Source organism: Streptomyces pseudoechinosporeus (assembly GCF_054783935.1).
This window is the reverse complement of the sequence record NZ_BAAGPS010000003.1, coordinates 1-18,013: the sequence shown is the minus strand read 5'-3', so window position 1 is coordinate 18,013 and position 18,013 is coordinate 1. Positions and strand designations below refer to the sequence as shown.

At 70.3% G+C, this 18,013-nt stretch carries 14 protein-coding genes and 1 pseudogene; 7 read left to right on the top strand and 8 right to left on the bottom strand.

Annotation, left to right across the window (positions count from 1 at the left end; all coding sequences use genetic code 11):
* The first annotated feature begins 9 nt into the window (after positions 1-9).
* The 7 genes from ACYVO6_RS03495 to ACYVO6_RS03465 all read left to right on the top strand — a co-directional run bounded on the left by ACYVO6_RS03495 (position 10) and on the right by ACYVO6_RS03465 (position 9,560).
* Complete coding sequence (locus ACYVO6_RS03495) at positions 10-1,365, top strand: S1 family peptidase (protein ID WP_461057081.1); 1,356 nt, start codon at positions 10-12, stop codon at positions 1,363-1,365.
* Positions 1,362-3,728: a tetratricopeptide repeat protein gene (locus tag ACYVO6_RS03490; protein ID WP_461057079.1), complete on the top strand. Its 2,367-nt coding sequence runs from the start codon at positions 1,362-1,364 to the stop codon at positions 3,726-3,728. The genes ACYVO6_RS03495 and ACYVO6_RS03490 overlap by 4 nt, the downstream gene beginning before the upstream one ends.
* A gap of 86 nt (positions 3,729-3,814) precedes the next feature.
* A complete protein-coding gene (locus ACYVO6_RS03485; protein WP_461057077.1) occupies positions 3,815-5,215 on the top strand; it encodes a vWA domain-containing protein in 1,401 nt (466 codons plus the stop codon).
* Entirely contained in the window at positions 5,212-6,291 is a 1,080-nt protein-coding gene (locus ACYVO6_RS03480) for a hypothetical protein (RefSeq protein ID WP_461057075.1), read from the top strand. Before ACYVO6_RS03485 ends, ACYVO6_RS03480 begins: the two co-directional genes overlap by 4 nt.
* On the top strand, positions 6,288-7,565 hold the full coding sequence (locus ACYVO6_RS03475) for an extracellular solute-binding protein (RefSeq protein ID WP_461057073.1): 1,278 nt from the start codon (positions 6,288-6,290) through the stop codon (positions 7,563-7,565). Before ACYVO6_RS03480 ends, ACYVO6_RS03475 begins: the two co-directional genes overlap by 4 nt.
* Positions 7,566-7,720: 155 nt before the next feature.
* Positions 7,721-9,325, top strand: a complete 1,605-nt coding sequence (locus tag ACYVO6_RS03470) for an acyl-CoA carboxylase subunit beta (RefSeq protein ID WP_461057071.1) — start codon at positions 7,721-7,723, stop codon at positions 9,323-9,325.
* Between the two features lie 46 nt (positions 9,326-9,371).
* Positions 9,372-9,560, top strand: coding sequence for an acyl-CoA carboxylase subunit epsilon (locus ACYVO6_RS03465; RefSeq protein WP_344392590.1), 189 nt, complete (start codon positions 9,372-9,374; stop codon positions 9,558-9,560).
* Positions 9,561-9,760: 200 nt separating this feature from the next.
* Here ACYVO6_RS03465 and ACYVO6_RS03460 read toward each other — a convergent pair whose 3' ends face one another.
* The 8 genes and pseudogenes from ACYVO6_RS03460 to ACYVO6_RS03425 form a co-directional block, all read right to left on the bottom strand.
* The gene (locus ACYVO6_RS03460) at positions 9,761-10,342 is read right to left on the bottom strand and encodes a GTP-binding protein (protein ID WP_026248371.1); all 582 of its coding nucleotides are present in this window, start codon (positions 10,340-10,342) and stop codon (positions 9,761-9,763) included.
* Positions 10,323-10,913: a DUF742 domain-containing protein gene (locus ACYVO6_RS03455; RefSeq protein WP_461057068.1), complete on the bottom strand. Its 591-nt coding sequence runs from the start codon at positions 10,911-10,913 to the stop codon at positions 10,323-10,325. Before ACYVO6_RS03455 ends, ACYVO6_RS03460 begins: the two co-directional genes overlap by 20 nt.
* 95 nt (positions 10,914-11,008) lie before the next feature.
* On the bottom strand, positions 11,009-11,422 hold the full coding sequence (locus ACYVO6_RS03450) for a roadblock/LC7 domain-containing protein (RefSeq protein WP_033321188.1): 414 nt from the start codon (positions 11,420-11,422) through the stop codon (positions 11,009-11,011).
* 10 nt (positions 11,423-11,432) lie between these two features.
* Positions 11,433-14,657 (bottom strand): nitrate- and nitrite sensing domain-containing protein, encoded by a 3,225-nt coding sequence (locus ACYVO6_RS03445; protein ID WP_461057066.1) that lies wholly within the window; start codon positions 14,655-14,657, stop codon positions 11,433-11,435.
* 349 nt (positions 14,658-15,006) lie between these two features.
* Positions 15,007-15,582 (bottom strand): GTP-binding protein, encoded by a 576-nt coding sequence (locus ACYVO6_RS03440; protein ID WP_033321071.1) that lies wholly within the window; start codon positions 15,580-15,582, stop codon positions 15,007-15,009.
* Positions 15,563-15,961 carry a DUF742 domain-containing protein gene (locus ACYVO6_RS03435; RefSeq protein ID WP_165339911.1) on the bottom strand — a complete coding sequence of 133 codons (399 nt, stop codon included), beginning with the start codon at positions 15,959-15,961 and terminating at the stop codon, positions 15,563-15,565. The genes ACYVO6_RS03440 and ACYVO6_RS03435 overlap by 20 nt, the downstream gene beginning before the upstream one ends.
* Before the next feature lie 103 nt (positions 15,962-16,064).
* A complete protein-coding gene (locus ACYVO6_RS03430; RefSeq protein ID WP_033321189.1) occupies positions 16,065-16,478 on the bottom strand; it encodes a roadblock/LC7 domain-containing protein in 414 nt (137 codons plus the stop codon).
* Positions 16,479-16,487: 9 nt separating this feature from the next.
* Positions 16,488-18,013, bottom strand: a pseudogene (locus ACYVO6_RS03425) (nitrate- and nitrite sensing domain-containing protein); the annotation flags it as partial.

Sequence of the window (18,013 nt, the reverse complement as noted above, 5' to 3'; positions counted from 1 at the left end):
TGATGTGGCATGGGGGAGCTACGGGCGGACTGGCGACTGCGGCTGCGACGCGGTGACGCGAACGGTCCGGTGTGCGGTGCGGGTGTGCTGATCGCCCCGGACACCGTGATGACGTGTGCGCACGTGGTGCGTGACCCGGACGCCGTGATGTGGGTGGAGTTCGCCGAGAGCCGGGAGATCGAACCGGTGGCGGCGCGGATCGCCGAGGGCGGCTGGCTGCCCGGTCCCGACGGGCAGGGCGAGGACGTCGCGTTACTCCGGCTGGAGAGCGCGCGCCCGCAGGCCCGCCCCGCCACGCTGGAACCCCGGATGTGGGCCGGACTCCCGGTGTACGCCACGGGGTACGCGAAGGGGTTTGAGGACGGCATGTCCCTGCACGGCACGATCGGCGGCGTGAGCGGTGAGTGGGTGCAGGTGGACGCCGTCCACCGCAGGGGGGTCGTCCGCCGGGGCTTCAGCGGCGCCGCCGTGTGCACCAGGCCGGACGAGCGGCATCCCGCACGGGTGGTCGGCCTGATCGTCAGCTGGCGTGGCGACATGGGGATGCCGCTGCCCGACGACAACCGGCTGGCCTTCTCGTATCTGATCCCCGTCGAGCGCATCGCCGAACTGTCGCCCATGGTCAAGGAGTTGATCGGCACGGATGCCTGGGACCAGGGCTTCGAGGACCGGCTGCGCACCTGGTTCGGCGACCTCGACGAGGATCCGGTGAAGATCACCGTCGTACCTCCGGACAGCGGCAAGGACCGCTCGCTTCGGTTCCTGCTGCACCGCGCCGGGCTGCGCTACCAGGGCGGTCGCTCCAGCAGACCCGGACTGGCCGACCATGCCCTGGATTACATCGCGTACCCGCCCGGACAGTATCTGGCGTACTGGGACTGGCTGCTCGGCACCCGGCGCAATCCGGGCCCGGTGGGGCTGCGCGTGCCTGAACGCCCCGTCACGGTCGCCGTCGACGGCCTGGACCTGGAGCCCGAGCCCCGGCCGTTGATAGAGCTCCTGGACAGGCTGCGCAGGGTGGGCTTCAGGCTGCTGATCGTCTTCCGTACCGACGGCGGCACCGGCTGGACGGCGGCCCGCGACGTACTGCTGACGCCCGCTCTCGAGGACCACGCGGACCTGCTGCTCACCCGTCTGGAAGACCTCGAGGTCGACCGCGCGGTCAGGGAGGGTGTGGTCAGCAGCGGCTCGCTCGGCTCGGAGTCCTTGGTGGCCGATCTGCGCCGCGCCGAACGCCGCGCGATCGACGGCATCAGCGATCCGCAGGAGCGGCTGAAGCGGCTGCGCAAGCTGATCAAGACGCTGCGCACGGACATCGGCTTTCATGTGCGCGCGGACCTCCGCTCCCACGGAGGACTGGCATGACCTCCTGCCCGCACCGCCGCTTCACCGGCGCCCCGTGCGGTGGCGCCGTCCTGCCCACCGGCTACTGCGCCGAGTGCGGTCGCGCCGAGAAGAACGACCCGGGCCTGCCCCAACTCCCAGAGAAACCCATGGAGTTCGGCCCCCGGGAGCTGCTGGCCCTGCCCGAACACGAGCCGCGGGCCCCCGAGGAGCGCCTGATCAGCGCCGAGGCCCCGCTGCGTATCCGGATGACCTGCTCCTCGGCGGAGTGCGGCATCACCTTCGCCCCGCCTTACACCGAGGGCCCGGTGCCGATAGAGGGCTACTGCCCGGCCTGCCGCGAGCGCTACTCGTACCGGCCCGAACTGACTCGAGGCGCTGTGCTGGGCGACAAGTACAAGATTATCGGGCCCATCGCGCACGGCGGCCAGGGCTGGGTCTATCTCGCCCGCGACACCAACCTCCGCGACATGGTCGCCGTCAAGGGACTGCTCAACCGGTACGAGCAGGACGGCGCCAAGCACGCGGACATCGAGCGCCGCAATCTCGTTGCCATCCGCCACCCCCGCATCGTCCAGATCCGCGACTTCGTCGCGCGCAGCGACGAGTCCGGCGAGGTCACCGGCGGCTACATCGTCATGGACGACGTAGGCGACCGCACCCTCCAAGCGGTTGTGGAGGAGACCCGGCGAGGGGAGTTCGTGCTCGATATCGAGCACGTCGCGGCGTACGGCTGTCAGATCCTCGAAGCCCTCGGCCATCTGCACGCCGGGGGCGAGAAGCAGTTCGTGTACGGGGACATGAAGCCGTCCAACGTCGTGCACCACAAGGACGGCGTCAAGGTCATCGACCTCGGCGGGATGCGCGAGCAGGGCCAGAGCGAGCCGCCCGCCCACGTCACCCCCGGCTACAGGGCGCCCGAGACGGAGGGCGCCGCCACGCTCACCGTCGCCCATGACCTGCACACCGTCGGCGTCACCCTGCGTGAACTCGCCACCTGGGCCGTCGGCGACGACGTACCGGGGCTCGGCACCGCCTCCTTCCGCTGGGTCGTCGAGCGCGCCACCCGTGAGGATCCCGGCCGCCGCTTCGCCGACGCCCAGGAGATGGCCGGCCAACTGCGCGGTGCGCTGCGGGAGATCCGGGCCCTGCGCGGCAAGACCGACCCGCCCGAGCCCTCCGCGTACTTCCGGCCCTCCGCCCAGCTGCTCGGCGCACGGCTCGGCACCGTGCCCGGGCTCGACCACTGGCTGGCCCGCCAGCGCCGCGACCGGCACAGCCCGCCCACCGCGCCAGCCCTGGACCTCGGCGCGCCCACCCCTACCGAGATCGCTCGTTATCTGCCGGCGCCGCGGCGCTATCCGGGCGATCCGCAGACCAGCCAGTTCGAGATAAGCAGTGGCTACGACCCCGGCAAACTCCTGAGCCAGGACAGCGAGAGGCCCACTTCGGTGGAGATCTGCCTGCACAACGTACGGGTCCTCGTGGGCCGGGACGGCAGGGACGACCTGGAGCGCGCCCAGGAGGAACTCGATACCGCCGACTCCATCCCCGGACCCCGGGCCGTGCGCGACTGGCGGCTCCAGTGGCACCGCGCCCTGGTCGCGCTGCGCCGCGCCGACCTCGACGACGACCCGCGCCAAGTCGCCCAGGCCCAGGAGCACTTCACCCAGGTCCGCTTCGACCTGCCCGGCGAGTACGCGCCAAAACTGGCGCTCGCCTACTGCCTGGAAACGCTCAGCGAGGCCGCGGGAGCCGGAGCGGGAGCGGGCGGGGGCGGCGAGCCCACCGCCCGGCAGCTGTACGAATCGGTGCTCGCCCGCAACCGCTCGCACGGCGGCGCCGCCCTGGGCCTGGCCAGGATCGCGCTGCGCGACGGCGACCGCGCGGCGGCCCTGGAGGTGCTCGGCCGGGTCCCCGCCGGCTCGCTCGACCACACCGTGGCCGCCATCGCCGCCCTGCGCATCCGGGCCGCACGGCTGCCCGGATGGGCACGCCCGTTGCCTGCCCCCCGTGACGTGGACACCGAGCTGTGGCATTTGGCACGAGACCGGGCACTGCGGCCCCGCCCCCAGGATGTGGACGCCGGCCTCGACGAGCTGCGGCGCGCATCGGAGCAGGCGCCGGGCGCCTCCGAGCTGCGGCTCTCCGAGGACGAGGCCTTGCGGCTGCGTACCGAGCTGTACGAGTGGAAGCTCGACGCGCTGTACGCACGCAGCGACCGCGTCGGGCCGCGCCGCCGGCTGCCGGCCGCGGAGCGCGACGTACGCGAACAACTGGAGCAGCACTACCGGCAGTTGGCCGTACGCCACCAGGACTCGGCCACCGCGCACGAGCACTTGGTCGACCTGTCCCACGCGATACGACCGCAGACCCTCGTCTGAACCCGGCCCGACCCCGCACAGGTACAGCGACAGCCACAGTCGAAGCACACAAGAGCGCACCAAGCCGAAGGAGCGCTGGAGGACTCATGAGCAGCCCCACCCGGCCGCCACAGCTGGACATTCGGCTCTCCGTCGATCACGAACGCGATCTGCGCCCGCACCGCAGCGCCAAGATCGAGGCCCATCTGCGAGTCGAGATCGCGGACACCGGCGTCCCCGCCGAACTCCCGGCCGTCGAACTGGCCGTGATCATCGCCCTCGACCTCGCCGAGCCGCACCGCCACACCGTGCGGCACGCGCTGCGCGCGGCGCTGCTTGCCCTGCCCGACGGAATCTCCTTCGCCGTGCTCGGTTCCGGCCCCGAGCCGAGCCTGTGCTACCCGGTCGGCGGCGAGGAGTGGGCCGTCGCCGGAGCGCGCGACAAGGGCCGCGCCGCCTTCGCGGCCGAAGCCGTCACCCTGCATCGGGACGGCCCGCGCCCGGCCGGGTACGCCGCCTGGGCGGCCCGGGCGCGTGCCCTGCTCGCCGCCCGCCCCTTGTCCGTACGTCATCTGGTGCTGATCACCGACGGCAGCAGCGGCCCCGGCGAAACCCACCTGGAGGAGGAACTCGACGCCTGCGCCGGGCAGTTCACCTGCGATGTGCTGGCCATCGGCACCGACTGGGCGCCCGACCCACTGCTGACCATCGCCGAACGCCTGCACGGCACCGCCGAGTTCGTGGAGGATCAGCTCGGCAACGCCATCACGGGGGCGATCCGGCGGCTGCGCCGGGTGCACAGCCCCGAGTTGCCCATCGAGGTGACCGCCCGGCCCACCGTCCGCCAGGTCGGCCTCGGCGAGAAGGCGCCACGGCCGCACCGGCTCGGCGGCCTGCTCGAGCCGGGACGCCCGCACCGCTGGCGGTTCCCCACGTACCAGTGGGAGTCCGGAGTCCGCGACTACCTGCTCACCCTGGCCGTCGACGCCGAGACCGACCCGCTGGAGACCGACCTTCAGTTCGCCATGGTCAGCATCGGCGACCAGTCCGTGCCCGTTGTCGCCCGCTGGCATCGCGCCGACGAGCGGAAGCCCTGCGTCGTGGACCCGGAAGGCGGCGCAAGTGTCCGCAGCATGAAAGAAGCCACTGCCATGCACCTCGCTCTGCGCACCGGCCTCCGCGCCCTCGAGCCGCTGCAACGCGAGGTTGCCGAGCGGCACTTGGGCGAGGCAGCGCGCCTTGCCACGCGGCTCGGCGCCGAGCATGTGCTGGAGAACATCCGTGTGTTCGCGGACATCATCGACACCGAGGCGGGCCGGGTCCGGCTGCACGCCACGGTGAACACCGACACGCTCGGCCAGAGAATCCTGTGGGCCGGATCGCGGCCCGGCGGACCGCTGACCGAGGCCCCGACCAGGACAGGCAGCGGCCCGCGCTGTGCGGGCTGCGGGCACCGCGCGGGCCGTGAGGCCCGCTACTGCATCAAGTGCGGAGGGCAACTGCTGTGAGCGACCAGGCGACGAAGCGTCCCGCCGCACCGGCCGGCGCCCGCCCCCGCACGTGGACGGGGCCGTCAGCCGCGTACCGCAGACGGCTCAGCCGCTACCGGACCCGCAGGCTCCTGGAGTTCCACCTCCTGGTGATGGCCCTCACTGCGGTTGTCGCGGTCAGCGCGCTCCTCGTCTCGTACCGCGAAGTGGTGCTGAGCGCCGACGGGCTGCGTTCCCAGGCCGCGCCCGCGGTGCAGGACGTGGCCGCGACGCAGCTCGCGCTGCTGCGCGCCGACTGGGAGGCCAACTGGGTCCGGGCGGAGCTCAACGGCGTGCCGGGCGCGGGGGAGACCTATCAGTCGCAGCTCTCAGCGGCCGACCAGAGCCTGTCCCGGCTCGCCGAGAGAACGAGTGACGACCTCGGCGCGGTCAACGGCCTGCTCGACTCGTACGACAACTCCATCACGCTCGGCGCACTCCACTACCACGACGACAGGCCCATACAGGACCAGAAGTTCAGCGAGGCGGGCTCGCTGCTCACCCGCACCGAGGTCGGCCTGGTGCCGCGCCTGGACAAGCTGCAGGACAGGCAGATGGATCGCGCGGAGCGGCTCGCCACGATGGGCGCAGTCGGGTACGCCGGCTGGGTTGTCGCCGAACTCGCCCTGCTTGTCCTCGTGTTGACTCTGCTGTCCGCGCTGTGGGTACTGCGCGACCGCTGCGGCCGTGACTACAACCCGTGGCTGCTCGGCGCCCTCGTACTCACCGTCGCCCTCGCCGTGGTCCCGCTCCTCGCGACGACTGCCACCCAGCGGCACCTGGACAACGCCCGAGACAAGCTCACCGAGATCACAACCGTCGCGGAACAGACCAAGCGCGACACGAACGTAGACAGCACTGCCCCGCGCAAGAAGCTCGACAGCGCCCAGAACGCCGTCTCCAAAAAGTCTCAGGCAGTACGCACGGAACTCCGCGCACGCGAGTGGCAGAACTCGGTGTACTACGGCGCGCTGGGCGGCGGCATCCTCGTCGTCCTCCTGCCCGCCGTCGGCATCGGACGCAGGCTCAACGCCGACTACTGGAGGGCCCGTTGACCAGGCTCCGCACCGTACTCCTCGTCTGCGCACTGCTCTTCACGGCGTCGGGCTGCGAACTCGCCGCGCCGGGCCAGACGGAAGGCGAGGAGAAGGTCACCATCCTCGGCACCTGGACCGGCCGCCAGGGCGAGCGGTTCGAGGACCTCCTCGATGGCTTCGGCATTCCGTACGAGTACCAGGGCACCGCCGCGCAGCGCGAGGTGCTGCTCTCCGAGGTGCAGGCGGGCGAGCCCCCGGACATCGTGATCATGCCCGGCGTCGGCGAACTCGCCGAGTACGCCCAGCAGGGGCGCCTCGAGGAACTGCACGATGACGTCTACAAGAAGAGCGAGTACGGCCCGCCCTGGCAGCCCTCCGGCAAAGGCGCGGGACCGGTGTACTGGGTGCCGCTGAGGGCCGACCTCAAGAGCATCGTCTGGCATCGCAAGGACACCGATCCGCCCAAATCGCCCCCGCCGCCGACGAGTTGGTGCATGGGCATGGGCGACGACGGCCCCTCCGGCTGGCCCGGCAGTGACTGGATCGAAGACCTGGTGCTACAGGGCTCCGGACCCAAGGCGTACGAGCAGTGGGTGCGAGGCGACCTGAAATGGACCTCGAAGCCGGTGATGGACGCCTGGTATGCCTGGGGCGACCTGCTCACCCAAGGCGACAAGGGGTTGGCCGCGCGGGCCCTGATCGACGACCATCGGGGGACCGACGGCAGCGATGGGCTCCTGTTCAGCCAGGACGACTGCACTCTGGAGCACCAGGGCTCCTTCGCGCCCTTCTTCTACGACGACAGGGCCAAGGAGGCCACCTTCGTGGACTCGGCCGACCTGCTGCCCCGCGGCCCTTACGACGTGAAGGCCCACGAGGTGACCGGAGACTTCGCCGCACTCTTCAGCGACGGCGACCGCGCCAGGGAGCTGCTGGAGAGCCTCGCCTCCGCACGCGGGCAACAGACCTGGGCAGACAACGCCGGGGTGTTCTCAGCCAACAACAAGGTCCGCCCCAGGAGCGGTGACGTGGAGGGCGAAGTCGCCAGGCGGCTCACCTCCAAAGGCACCCCTCGCTGCCTGGACGCCTCCGACGTGATGCCCCCCGCGGTACGCGACGCCTTCTACGAGGCGACCCTGCTGACGCTCACCCGCTACAGCGAGGGCAAAGGGCCGGGGAGCGTCGAGGACATCCTGAAGGACGTCCAGAGGGTGCAGGAGGCTCAGAAGGTGCAGGATGCCCAGATCAAGAACCCGGTCGCCCGCACCGATGTGTGCAGCACGCCACAGTAGGCCGCTTTGTAGAACCCCAACAAGCCAGACCGCCCCTGAGCTGGTGGTTGACCCGCATGCCCCTCGGGTTCTGTTCAGGGGTACCAGGAAAACGACTCGGAGACTGTGAGGAGTCGACGGCCCGCTTTCGATGGTGGACTTCGTAAGGTCGCTACATGACCGTTTTGGACGATGCCGGATCCTCCGCCCCAGAAGCCGCAGGAGAACCCACCGACGCACGCGGGCGCGTGGCCGAGCTGCACGAGATCCGTGTGCAGGCGCTGGCGGGGCCCAGCGAGAAGGCGACCCAGGCACAGCACGCCAAGGGCAAGCTGACCTCCCGGGAGCGCATCGAGCTCCTGCTGGACGAGGGTTCGTTCAACGAGGTCGAGCAGCTGCGCCGGCACCGGGCCACGGGCTTCGGCCTGGAGGCCAAGAAGCCCTACACGGACGGTGTGATCACCGGCTGGGGCACGGTCGAGGGCCGTACGGTCTTCGTGTACGCCCATGACTTCCGGATCTTCGGCGGCGCGCTGGGCGAGGCCCACGCCACGAAGATCCACAAGATCATGGACATGGCCATCGCGGCCGGGGCCCCGCTGGTTTCCCTCAACGACGGCGCCGGCGCCCGCATCCAGGAGGGCGTCAGCGCCCTCGCCGGATACGGCGGCATCTTCCAGCGCAACACCAAGGCTTCCGGCGTCATCCCGCAGATCAGCGTCATGCTCGGCCCGTGCGCGGGCGGCGCCGCCTACAGCCCGGCGCTCACGGACTTCGTGTTCATGGTCCGCGAGACCTCGCAGATGTTCATCACCGGGCCGGACGTCGTCAAGGCGGTCACCGGCGAGGAGATCACCCAGAACGGCCTCGGCGGCGCGGACGTACACGCCGAGACCTCCGGTGTCGCGCACTTCGCGTACGACGACGAGGAGACCTGCCTCGCCGAAGTCCGCTACCTCCTGTCGATGCTGCCGCAGAACAATCGCGAGAACCCGCCCCACGCGGACTCCGAGGACCCCGCCGACCGCCGCTCCGAGGTCCTGCTGGACCTCGTCCCCGCGGACGGCAACCGCCCGTACGACATGACCAAGGTCATCGAGGAGCTCGTCGACGACGGCGACTACCTGGAGGTCCACGAGCGCTGGGCCCGCAACATCATCTGCGCCCTGGCCCGGCTCGACGGCCAGGTGGTCGGCATCGTCGCCAACCAGCCGCAGTCCCTGGCCGGCGTCCTGGACATCGAGGCCAGCGAAAAGGCCGCGCGCTTTGTGCAGATGTGCGACGCGTTCAACATCCCGATCGTCACTCTTCTGGACGTCCCCGGCTTTCTGCCCGGCGTCGACCAGGAGCACGGTGGGATCATCCGCCACGGCGCGAAGCTGCTGTACGCGTACTGCAACGCGACCGTGCCCCGGATCTCGCTGATCCTTCGGAAAGCGTACGGAGGTGCCTACATCGTGATGGACAGCCAGTCCATCGGTGCGGACCTCACCTACGCCTGGCCGACCAACGAGATCGCAGTGATGGGAGCCGAAGGTGCCGCCAATGTGATCTTCCGCCGGCAGATCGCCGAGGCCGCGGACCCCGAGGCCATGCGGGCCCGCATGGTCAAGGAGTACAAGGCCGAGCTGATGCACCCGTACTACGCGGCCGAGCGCGGCCTGGTGGACGACGTGATCGACCCCACCGAGACCCGCGAGGTCCTCATCCGCTCGCTGGCGATGCTGCGCACGAAGCACGCGGACCTGCCGTCCCGCAAGCACGGAAACCCGCCGCAGTAACTCTGCGGTCCCCCCGCGGAAACCTCACTCACGGAGACTTACGCCCATGAGCACCCCTGACATTCGCGTCGAGAAGGGCCACGCCGAGCCCGAGGAAGTCGCCGCCATCACGGCCATCCTCCTGGCCCGCGCCGCCGCCGCTCCCACGACCACGGCCCACCGGGGCCGCACCAAGGCCGGCTGGCGCCGCCTGGAACGCGAGCCCGGCTTCCGGGCTCCGCACAGCTGGCGCTGAGCCGTATGCACGCAGAAGGGCCCCTCTTTCGAGAGGGGCCCTTCTGCGTGCGCCCCAAAGGGGCGCGGGGAACTGCGCGAGCAACCACGACGGCCCGCAGGCGGCGAACCACCCGTCCGGGCAGCCCGGTGGCCGCGCACGTAGAAAGGGCGCCCTCTCCGAACGGAGAGGGCGCCCTTTCGTGCCTCGCGCGGCAAGCGCTACCGCAGGCGCGCCATCAGCGCGTGCTCCACAAGAGTGATCAGCGCAGACTTAGCGTCAGCGCGATGGCGGGCGTCCGTCGTGATGATCGGGGTGTCCGGGCCGATCTGGAGGGCCTCGCGGACCTCGTCCGGGTTGTACGGCTGGTTGCCGTCGAAGCCGTTGAGGGCGATCACGAACGGCAGACCGCTGTTCTCGAAGTAGTCGACGGCCGGGAAGCAGTCGGCGAGACGCCGGGTGTCGACCAGGACGATCGCGCCGATGGCGCCGCGTACCAGGTCGTCCCACATGAACCAGAAGCGGTCCTGGCCGGGCGTACCGAAGAGGTACAGGATCAGGTCCTGGTCCAGGGTGATACGGCCGAAGTCCATGGCGACGGTGGTCGTCGTCTTGTCTCCGGTGTGGGTGAGGTCGTCGATGCCCGCGGACGCGGACGTCATGACGGCCTCGGTACGCAGCGGGTTGATCTCCGAGACGGCCCCGACGAACGTGGTCTTGCCCACGCCGAAGCCACCCGCCACCACGATCTTCGCCGAGGTGGTTGAGCGGGAAGGACCGCCGCTAGAGCTTGCGAAGTCCACTGAGCACCCTTTCGAGCAGTGTCACGTCTGGCTGGCCGCCGGCGTTCTCGTCGCCGCCGGGCTGATGGATGGCGACCAGGCCCGCCTCCGCCAAGTCGGCGACGAGAATCCTGGCCACGCCGAGAGGGATGGTGAGCAGGGCCGAGATCTCGGCCACCGACTTGATCTCCCGGCAGAGGTTGCAGATCCGCTGATGCTCGGGCAGCTGCCCCTGCATCTGGTGCGGCTGCGCGGTGGTGTGCACCAGCGCCTCGATGGCGAGCTGGTACCGAGGCCTGGTGCGGCCGCCCGTCATGGCGTACGGACGCACCAGGGGGTTCGACGCCCCGCCGGCGGGCGACGGCTCAGGAGAGCGGCGCTGCGGCTGCACAGGCTGGATGCGCGGCGCCGACGGCTGGTCGTACGGCGAGGGACCAGGGCCCTGGGGCGCGTACGGCTGGCGCTGCCGGTGGCTCGGTGCGGAGGGGAAGTTGTACCGGTTCGGGTTCTGCGAACCGGCACCCTGGCCCTGGCCTTGGCCGGGACCGTAAGACCAGTTGCCCGAAGACGAACCGCCTGGGGGTGTTGCCACTTTCTCCTCCTCCGACTGTGCCGGGCACCCATCACTCTGGATAGCCGTGTCCGAAACCTTACGGCCACGGGACGCCAAAATGTATCGCTTGTCTGCTAGTTGAGAAGGCTCCCCTGGAGCTCCGCACGCAGATCAGGCGTCAGAACCGTACCGGCACGGTCCACCAGAAGGGCCATCTCGTACCCAACGAGACCGATGTCCGCTTCCGGATGTGCAAGGACCGCGAGCGAAGAACCGTCGGAAATGGACATGATGAAGAGGAATCCTCGCTCCATCTCCACAACCGTCTGATTCACACTGCCACCCTCGAAGATGCGGGACGCGCCCGCGGTCAGCGAGGTAAGACCCGACGCGACGGCCGCCAGCTGGTCGGCGCGGTCGCGCGGAAAGCCTTCGGACATCGCCAGAAGGAGTCCGTCGGCGGAGACCACCACCGTGTGGGACACCCCGGGGGTGTTGTCCACGAAGTTGGTGATCAACCAGTTCAGGTTCTGCGCCGCCTGGCTCATCGGGCTCACACTAACGCTCCTGGTTGTAGGTGCTGTCAGGACCGAAGCCCTGGCCGTTCGTTTCACTGCCTGCGTTACGTCCCCGCTGGACACCCCGGCGCAGGTTGCTCAGCCTGCCCCGGACGTCCTCGGGGGCGCGGGAGACCTGTGGGCCGCCCTGGTTGGTCGATTCCGCGGTGCCCTCGACCAGGTTGGCCTTGGGTACCCGCCGCGGCAGGCCGGAGGAGGTGACCCCGCCCGCCTTGGGCTGCTTCAGCTGTTCGGCGCGCTGCCACCGCTGGTCGTTGGCCGACCGCCAGTTGCCGCTGCCGTTGCTGCCGCTGCTGTCCGCGGTGGCCGGCGCTTCCTGGCTCACGGACTGCCGGGCGCTCGGGCCGCTCGCGGGGGAACCGCGGCGCGGAAGCCCGGCGTCGGTCAGCTCGTGGGCGGCGGAGGGGGCCGGTCCCGGACGATCGAAGCCTACGCCGTCCTGCTCGGCCACGTCAGCGGCCTGCGTGGATTCCGTTTCCGGAGCGTACTCGGAGCTGTACCCGTTCCGGTACTCGTCCTGTTGCGGCCAGTCGTCCCGGTAGGACTGCTCTTCGAACGGCGAGAACCTTTCCTGCGGGGATCCGTGGGCCGACGGCTGCTCCTCCTGGACCGGCTCCGCATAGGAGGGTTCCGGATAGCCACCGTTCGTCGGGAAGTACGTCTCGTCGTACGTCGGGCGCTGCGGCTCCTCGTACGCCGTTTGCTGGTCGTACCCGGGCTGCTCGGTGTACGCGGCCGGTGCGCCGTCGTACGCGGGCCTGCCCTCGTCGTAGGCGGGCCGCTCGCTCTCGTAGCCGGACTGGCCGTCGTCGTACCCGGGCTGCTGCCGGTCGTAGTCGTCACGGAAGGACGCGGCCTCGAGCTCCGGCTGGCCCTGCGACTGGGCCTCCAGGGCCGCGCGGCGCTCCTCACGCATCAGGGAGCGGCCGACCGGGTCCAGCTCACGTATGTCGTCCGGGACCTCGGCGTACCGGCTGTCGTCGAAGCCCAGCTCGGCGGCCGTGCGCATGGGCGGGCCCTGGAAGTTCTCGCCCTGGTAGGACTGCTGCTCCGGGATGATCTGCGAGACGGTGAACTCGTCGCCCTGGAGCTGGTGATCGCCACCGCCACCGTGGGTGATCGCGTCGGGCAGCATGACGAGCGAGGTCGTACCGGCCTGCTCGCCGGAGGGGCGCAGCTGGACCCGGATGCCGTGCCGGTCGGACAGCCGGCCGACCACGAACAGACCCATACGCTGCGAGATCGCGGCGTCCACGGTCGGCGGGTTGGCCAGCTTGTGGTTGATGTCCGCGAAGTCCTCGGCGGTGAGGCCGATGCCCTTGTCGTGGATCTCGATCATCACGCGGCCGTCGGGCAGCCGGGTCGCGGTGACGCGGACCTTGGTCTGCGGCGAGGAGAACGTGGTGGCGTTCTCCAGGAGCTCGGCCAGCAGGTGCACGAGGTCGGTCACGGCGCGGCCGTGGATCTCGGCCTCCGGGACGCCGGAGAGCTCGATGCGCTCGTACTGCTCCACCTCGGAGGAGGCGGCGCGCAGCACGTCGACCAGCGGGACCGGCTGGTCCCAGCGGCGGCCGGGCTCCTCGCCGGCGAGGACCAGGAGGTTCTCGCCGTTGCGGCGCATACGGGTCGCCAGGTGGTCCAGGCGGAAGAGGTTCTCCAGCTGGTCCGGGTCGGCCTCGTTGTTCTCCAGGTCGGTGATCAGGGTCAGCTGGCCCTCGATCAGGGACTGGTTGCGGCGCGAGAGGTTGGTGAAGATCGCGTTGATGTTGCCCCGCAGCAGAGCCTGCTCGGCGGCCAGTCGTACGGCTTCGCGGTGGACCTGGTCGAAGGCGCGGGCGACCTCGCCGATCTCGTCCGTGGAGGTGATCGGGATGGGTGCGACCCGGGTGTCGACCCGGCCCGGGTCGGTGCGCGAGAGCTGGTCGACCAGCATCGGCAGGCGCTGCTCGGCGACACCGAAGGCCGCGTTGCGCAGCTGGCGCATCGAGCGGCTCATCTGGCGGGCCATGAGCGAGGCGATGATGAACGCGGCGAGCAGGGCGATGATGACGATCGCGCCGTTGATGATGGCGTCGCGCTGCGCGTCGGAGGCGATCTGGCCCGCGTCGGCGACGGCCGTGTCGATGAGGTCGGCCTCGATCTGGTCGTAGCCGTCGAACTTGGCGGTGGCCGCGCCCATCCAGGTCGCCGGGGTGATGCCCTGCGTGGCCAGTTCGTCGGGGCTCCCGGCGGCGACTCCCTGGACCATCTTGTCCAGTGCGGGCGGGGCCACGAACTCGCGGCCCGCGGCCTCGGCCTGGCGCTCGGCCTCGGCGACCTGCTGCTGGCCCTCCTGGGTCTTCTGTGCCATGACCGTACGGAGCTTCTCGGCGTCCTGCGCCGTACCGCCGGAGATGTACTCCTGGACGGCGATGCCCTCCAGGTAGGCATAGGAGGTGAACGCGACCCGCTGCCGGTTGTACGTGGTCTCGTCTTCGCTGGGCCTGACGAGCAGGTGCATACCGATCGAGCGCTGCAGCGAGGCGGCGCCCTTGGCCAGCGCGACGGCGTACACGGTGCGGCCGTAGCTGGTGATGTTTCCGGTGCCGAGACCCAGCTCGTTCGAGAACTCCAGCAGAAGGTGCTCGATGTCGACGTAGTCCTCTTCGGTCTTCACCGGGTCCTGCGACGTGTTGTACGCGTTCTTGCGCAGGCCGGCGAGCGTCGGCTCGGCCTCCTCCACGAGCCGGAGTCGGCGCTCCAAGCCGTATCCGGAGGGCATGCCCTCGACGGACTTGTGGAAGGCGTCGGCCTTCTCGTCGGTGGTGGCGCGGACGTCCTCGACGATCTTCTCGTCCTCGGCGGACGGGTTCTCCTTGAGGAGCGGCTGGGCGGAGAGGTCGCGCTCGTTCAGCAGGGCCGCGGCATACTCCGAGGCGGAGGCCACGATCTGCGCGATCTTCTCGGCGTCCTGGGCTTCGTTCCAGGTGTCGATCGAGCTCTTCACGTTGAAGCCGCCCATGACCAGGCCGACCAGCACGGGTATGAGCAGGATGGCATTCAGCCTGGTCGGTACGCGCCAGTTACGCGGAGACAGCCGGCTGCCGCTGGGCGCGGGTGGCGCCGTCGGCTCCGTCCGGGGCACGGGTGCGGGTGCCGCTCCGCGCGGCGGCGGGGTGAAGTTGCCCCGTGCCGACGGCTCGGGACCGTTCTTGCTTCGCCTCACTCGACCAACAACCTCTCGGCGTCGGCACCAACGTTGTGCCGCGTGTGTCTTCCAGCCCTCGGCTACCGGGCAGTTCAGGCATTCCAGCACGTCAGGCTGAGCTCGTCCAAACACTCGGAACCGATGATTCCGGGCTGCGTAAGCCCCAGATAAAACGGTCATAAAGAGCGAGCCCCGCCAAAAGGCGGGGCCGTTGTGAGCACAGCGGCACCATGCGACCGCGACGCGTGTCGATGCCACGCGATATCTCTGTCGAAACGTTATGAACAGCCTGGCCGGCCGTGTCAAAGGACACAGCCGGCTCCAAGGCTTCTACGACAACTGCCGTACGGCATGGCTGATTTGTGTGCTACCGCAGACGCGCCATGAGCGCGTGCTCGACCAGCGTGATCAGCGCACTCTTGGCATCAGCCCGGTGCCGGGCGTCCGTCGTGATGATGGGGGAGTCGGGCCCGATCTGCAAGGCCTCCCTGACTTCGTCGGGGGTGTACGGCTGGTGCCCGTCGAAGCCGTTGAGGGCGATCACGAAGGGCAGACCGCTGTTCTCGAAGTAGTCGACCGCCGGGAAGCAGTCGGCGAGACGCCGGGTGTCCACCAGGACCACGGCGCCGATGGCGCCGCGTACCAGGTCGTCCCACATGAACCAGAAGCGGTCCTGGCCGGGCGTACCGAAGAGGTACAGGATCAGGTCCTGGTCCAGGGTGATACGGCCGAAGTCCATGGCGACCGTCGTGGTGGTCTTGTCCCCGGTGTGGGTGAGGTCGTCGATGCCCGCGGACGCGGACGTCATGACGGCCTCCGTGCGCAGCGGGTTGATCTCGGAGACGGCTCCGACGAACGTGGTCTTGCCCACGCCGAAACCACCCGCCACCACGATCTTCGCGGAGGTGGTCGCCCGGCCTCCGTCAGAGCTTGCGAAGTCCACTGAGCACCCTTTCGAGCAGTGTCACGTCCGGCTGGCCGCCGGCGTTCTCGTCGCCACCGGGCTGGTGGATGGCGACGAGACCGGCCTCCGCGAGGTCCGCGACGAGGATCCGTGCCACGCCCAGGGGCATGGACAGGAGTGCCGAGACTTCGGCAACAGACTTCACCTCACGGCAGAGGTGGCAGATGCGCTGGTGCTCGGGGAGCAGCCCCATCAGCTGCGCCGGGTCGGCCGTGGTGCTGATCAGTGCCTCTATGGCGAGCTGGTAGCGCGGCCGGGTCCGGCCGCCGGTCATCGCGTACGGACGTACCAGCGGCTGGTCGCCCTCGTCCCCGTACGGCTCTGCGTACGGATCGTGAGAGGCGGTGGGCGGGGTCATGAGTCCTCCGGGCGGGACAGCAAGTCGGTCAGTCGTGCCGTCGATGAGGGCCGGTGGGGGAGCGGGCGGCCTGACGGTGGGTCTTGCCTTGTGGGGGGGGGTTCTAGTGCAACAGGCTGCCTTGCAGTTCGGCCCGCAGGTCGGGCGTCAGTACGGCGCCCGCGCGGTCGACGAGCAGGGCCATCTCGTATCCGACGAGACCGATGTCGCAGTCCGGGTGGGACAGGACCGCGAGCGAGGAGCCGTCGGAAATGGACATCAGGAACAGGAAGCCGCGCTCCATCTCGACCACCGTCTGGGCCACCGTGCCGCCCTCGAAGATCCGGGAGGCACCGGCGGTGAGCGAGGTCAGTCCGGAGGCGACGGCCGCGAGCTGGTCCGCGCGGTCGCGCGGGAAGCCCTCCGACAACGCCAGAAGGAGTCCGTCGGCGGAGACGACGACGGTGTGGGACACCCCGGGGGTGTTGTCAACGAAGTTGGTGATCAACCAGTTGAGGTTCTGTGCTGCCTGGCTCATCTGGCTCAACTATCGCTCCTGCTGGTGAGTGGGGCTGGGGAAGCTGCCGGTCTGGCCCGAACCGGCCTGGCGACCCTGCTGGATGCCCCTACGAAGATTGGTCAGCCGACCGCGTACGTCATCGGGCGCACGCGAGACCTGCGGACCGCTTTGGTGCTGTTGTTGCTGAGCCGTCCCCGCGACGAGGTTCGCGCGGGGGACCCGGCGCGGCAGACCCGAGACGGTCACGCCACCCGCGGTGGGCTGGCGCACCTTCTCGGCCTGGCGGCCGAGTTCGTCATTGGGAGAGGCGCGCCAGGACGACGTGACGGCTGGAGCCGGTGCCGACGCCGGGCGCTGCGGGGCCGCGGGAGCCTGGGAGGGCTCCGGCGGGGTGGACATGGAGGACGTGGTGGACGCGGACTCGGTCCGGGAGCCGTTGCTCCGGCCCTGGTCCTGATCCTGGTCCTGTCCCTGGTGGAACCAGTTGGTCTCCAGGGTGTCGTACAGCGGTGTACGTCCGTCGCCGGGACCCGACGCCGGGGGCAGACCCTCGAGCTCCTGCTGCGGGGGATACGACGGCTGCGGGGGGAGCGAGGGGCGCCGACGCGGCTGCGGGCGCTGGGGACGCTTGCTGCCGTTCGTCCCGTTCGCACCGTTGGCCCCGGGGCGCTCGAACTGGCCGGTGTCGCCACCGCCCTGGCGCTCGCCGCGGCCGCCCGGGTCCGCGGCGGAACCGTTGTAGCCGGACGCCGGTGACCGCCCGTTCGAGGGCTGGTCCTGGCGGCCGTCGCGGCCGGGCACGGGGAACTGTCCGGTCGAGGACGGGTTCTGCCTGGCGGAAGGATTCGGCGGACCGAACACGTCCGGGCGTACGAACTGGCCGGTGCCCTGACCGGGACGCGGGATGTCGAAGTCGGAGGGACCGGTACCGGAACCGGGCCGCGGGGCGTCGAAGTCCGGCCGGGCGTACTCACCCGTGGAGCTCGAACCCTGTCGGTCGTCGATCCGGGGGATCTCCTCGGTCGAGCCCGGACCCTGACGGCCGTCCACGCGCGGCATGCGTGAGGTCGCGTCCGGCTCCTCGTGGCCGCGCGGGCCGTCCATCGAGTTGTGCGGAACCGGCGGCTGTGCGTTGTCGTCGCTCCAGCTGGTCACGCGCGGCTTGGGGTTGCCCCCGGGCAGCTCGGCACGCGGACCACCGGGCGGCGGCAGCTGCGGCTGCCGGGGACCACGGCCCTGCTCGGCGTTGCCGCTGTCGGGGCGCCGCGGCGGCGGTACGGAACCACGGGCGCCGAACGCCTCCTGGCGGCCACTGTCACCGAAACCGTCGAAGCCCTGCGGAGCACCCGTACCCGCGGCCTGAAGACCCTGCGGCGCACCCGGCGCGGCACCGGCCGGAGCCGACCTGCCCTGCGGCGGCGCGGGCGGCATCGGCGGCTGTGGCCCACGCGCTCCGCCCGGCCCACCCGGCTGACCGCCCGAGTCGCTCCCGGTCAGCGCCGGCCGCGGACCCGAGCCCGCGACCTGCCCGCGCTGCGGACCGGCGTTCAGCC

Excerpts from the sequence above, each read along its gene's own strand:
- ACYVO6_RS03465 (WP_344392590.1), top strand. The coding sequence starts at position 9,372 with ATGAGCACCCCTGACATTCGCGTCGAGAAGGGCCACGCCGAGCCCGAG.
- ACYVO6_RS03450 (WP_033321188.1), bottom strand. The coding sequence starts at position 11,422 with ATGAGCCAGGCGGCGCAGAACCTGAACTGGTTGATCACCAACTTCGTG.
- ACYVO6_RS03495 (WP_461057081.1), top strand. The coding sequence starts at position 10 with ATGGGGGAGCTACGGGCGGACTGGCGACTGCGGCTGCGACGCGGTGAC.
- ACYVO6_RS03435 (WP_165339911.1), bottom strand. The coding sequence starts at position 15,961 with ATGACCCCGCCCACCGCCTCTCACGATCCGTACGCAGAGCCGTACGGG.
- ACYVO6_RS03430 (WP_033321189.1), bottom strand. The coding sequence starts at position 16,478 with ATGAGCCAGGCAGCACAGAACCTCAACTGGTTGATCACCAACTTCGTT.
- ACYVO6_RS03470 (WP_461057071.1), top strand. The coding sequence starts at position 7,721 with ATGACCGTTTTGGACGATGCCGGATCCTCCGCCCCAGAAGCCGCAGGA.
- ACYVO6_RS03485 (WP_461057077.1), top strand. The coding sequence starts at position 3,815 with ATGAGCAGCCCCACCCGGCCGCCACAGCTGGACATTCGGCTCTCCGTC.
- ACYVO6_RS03490 (WP_461057079.1), top strand. The coding sequence starts at position 1,362 with ATGACCTCCTGCCCGCACCGCCGCTTCACCGGCGCCCCGTGCGGTGGC.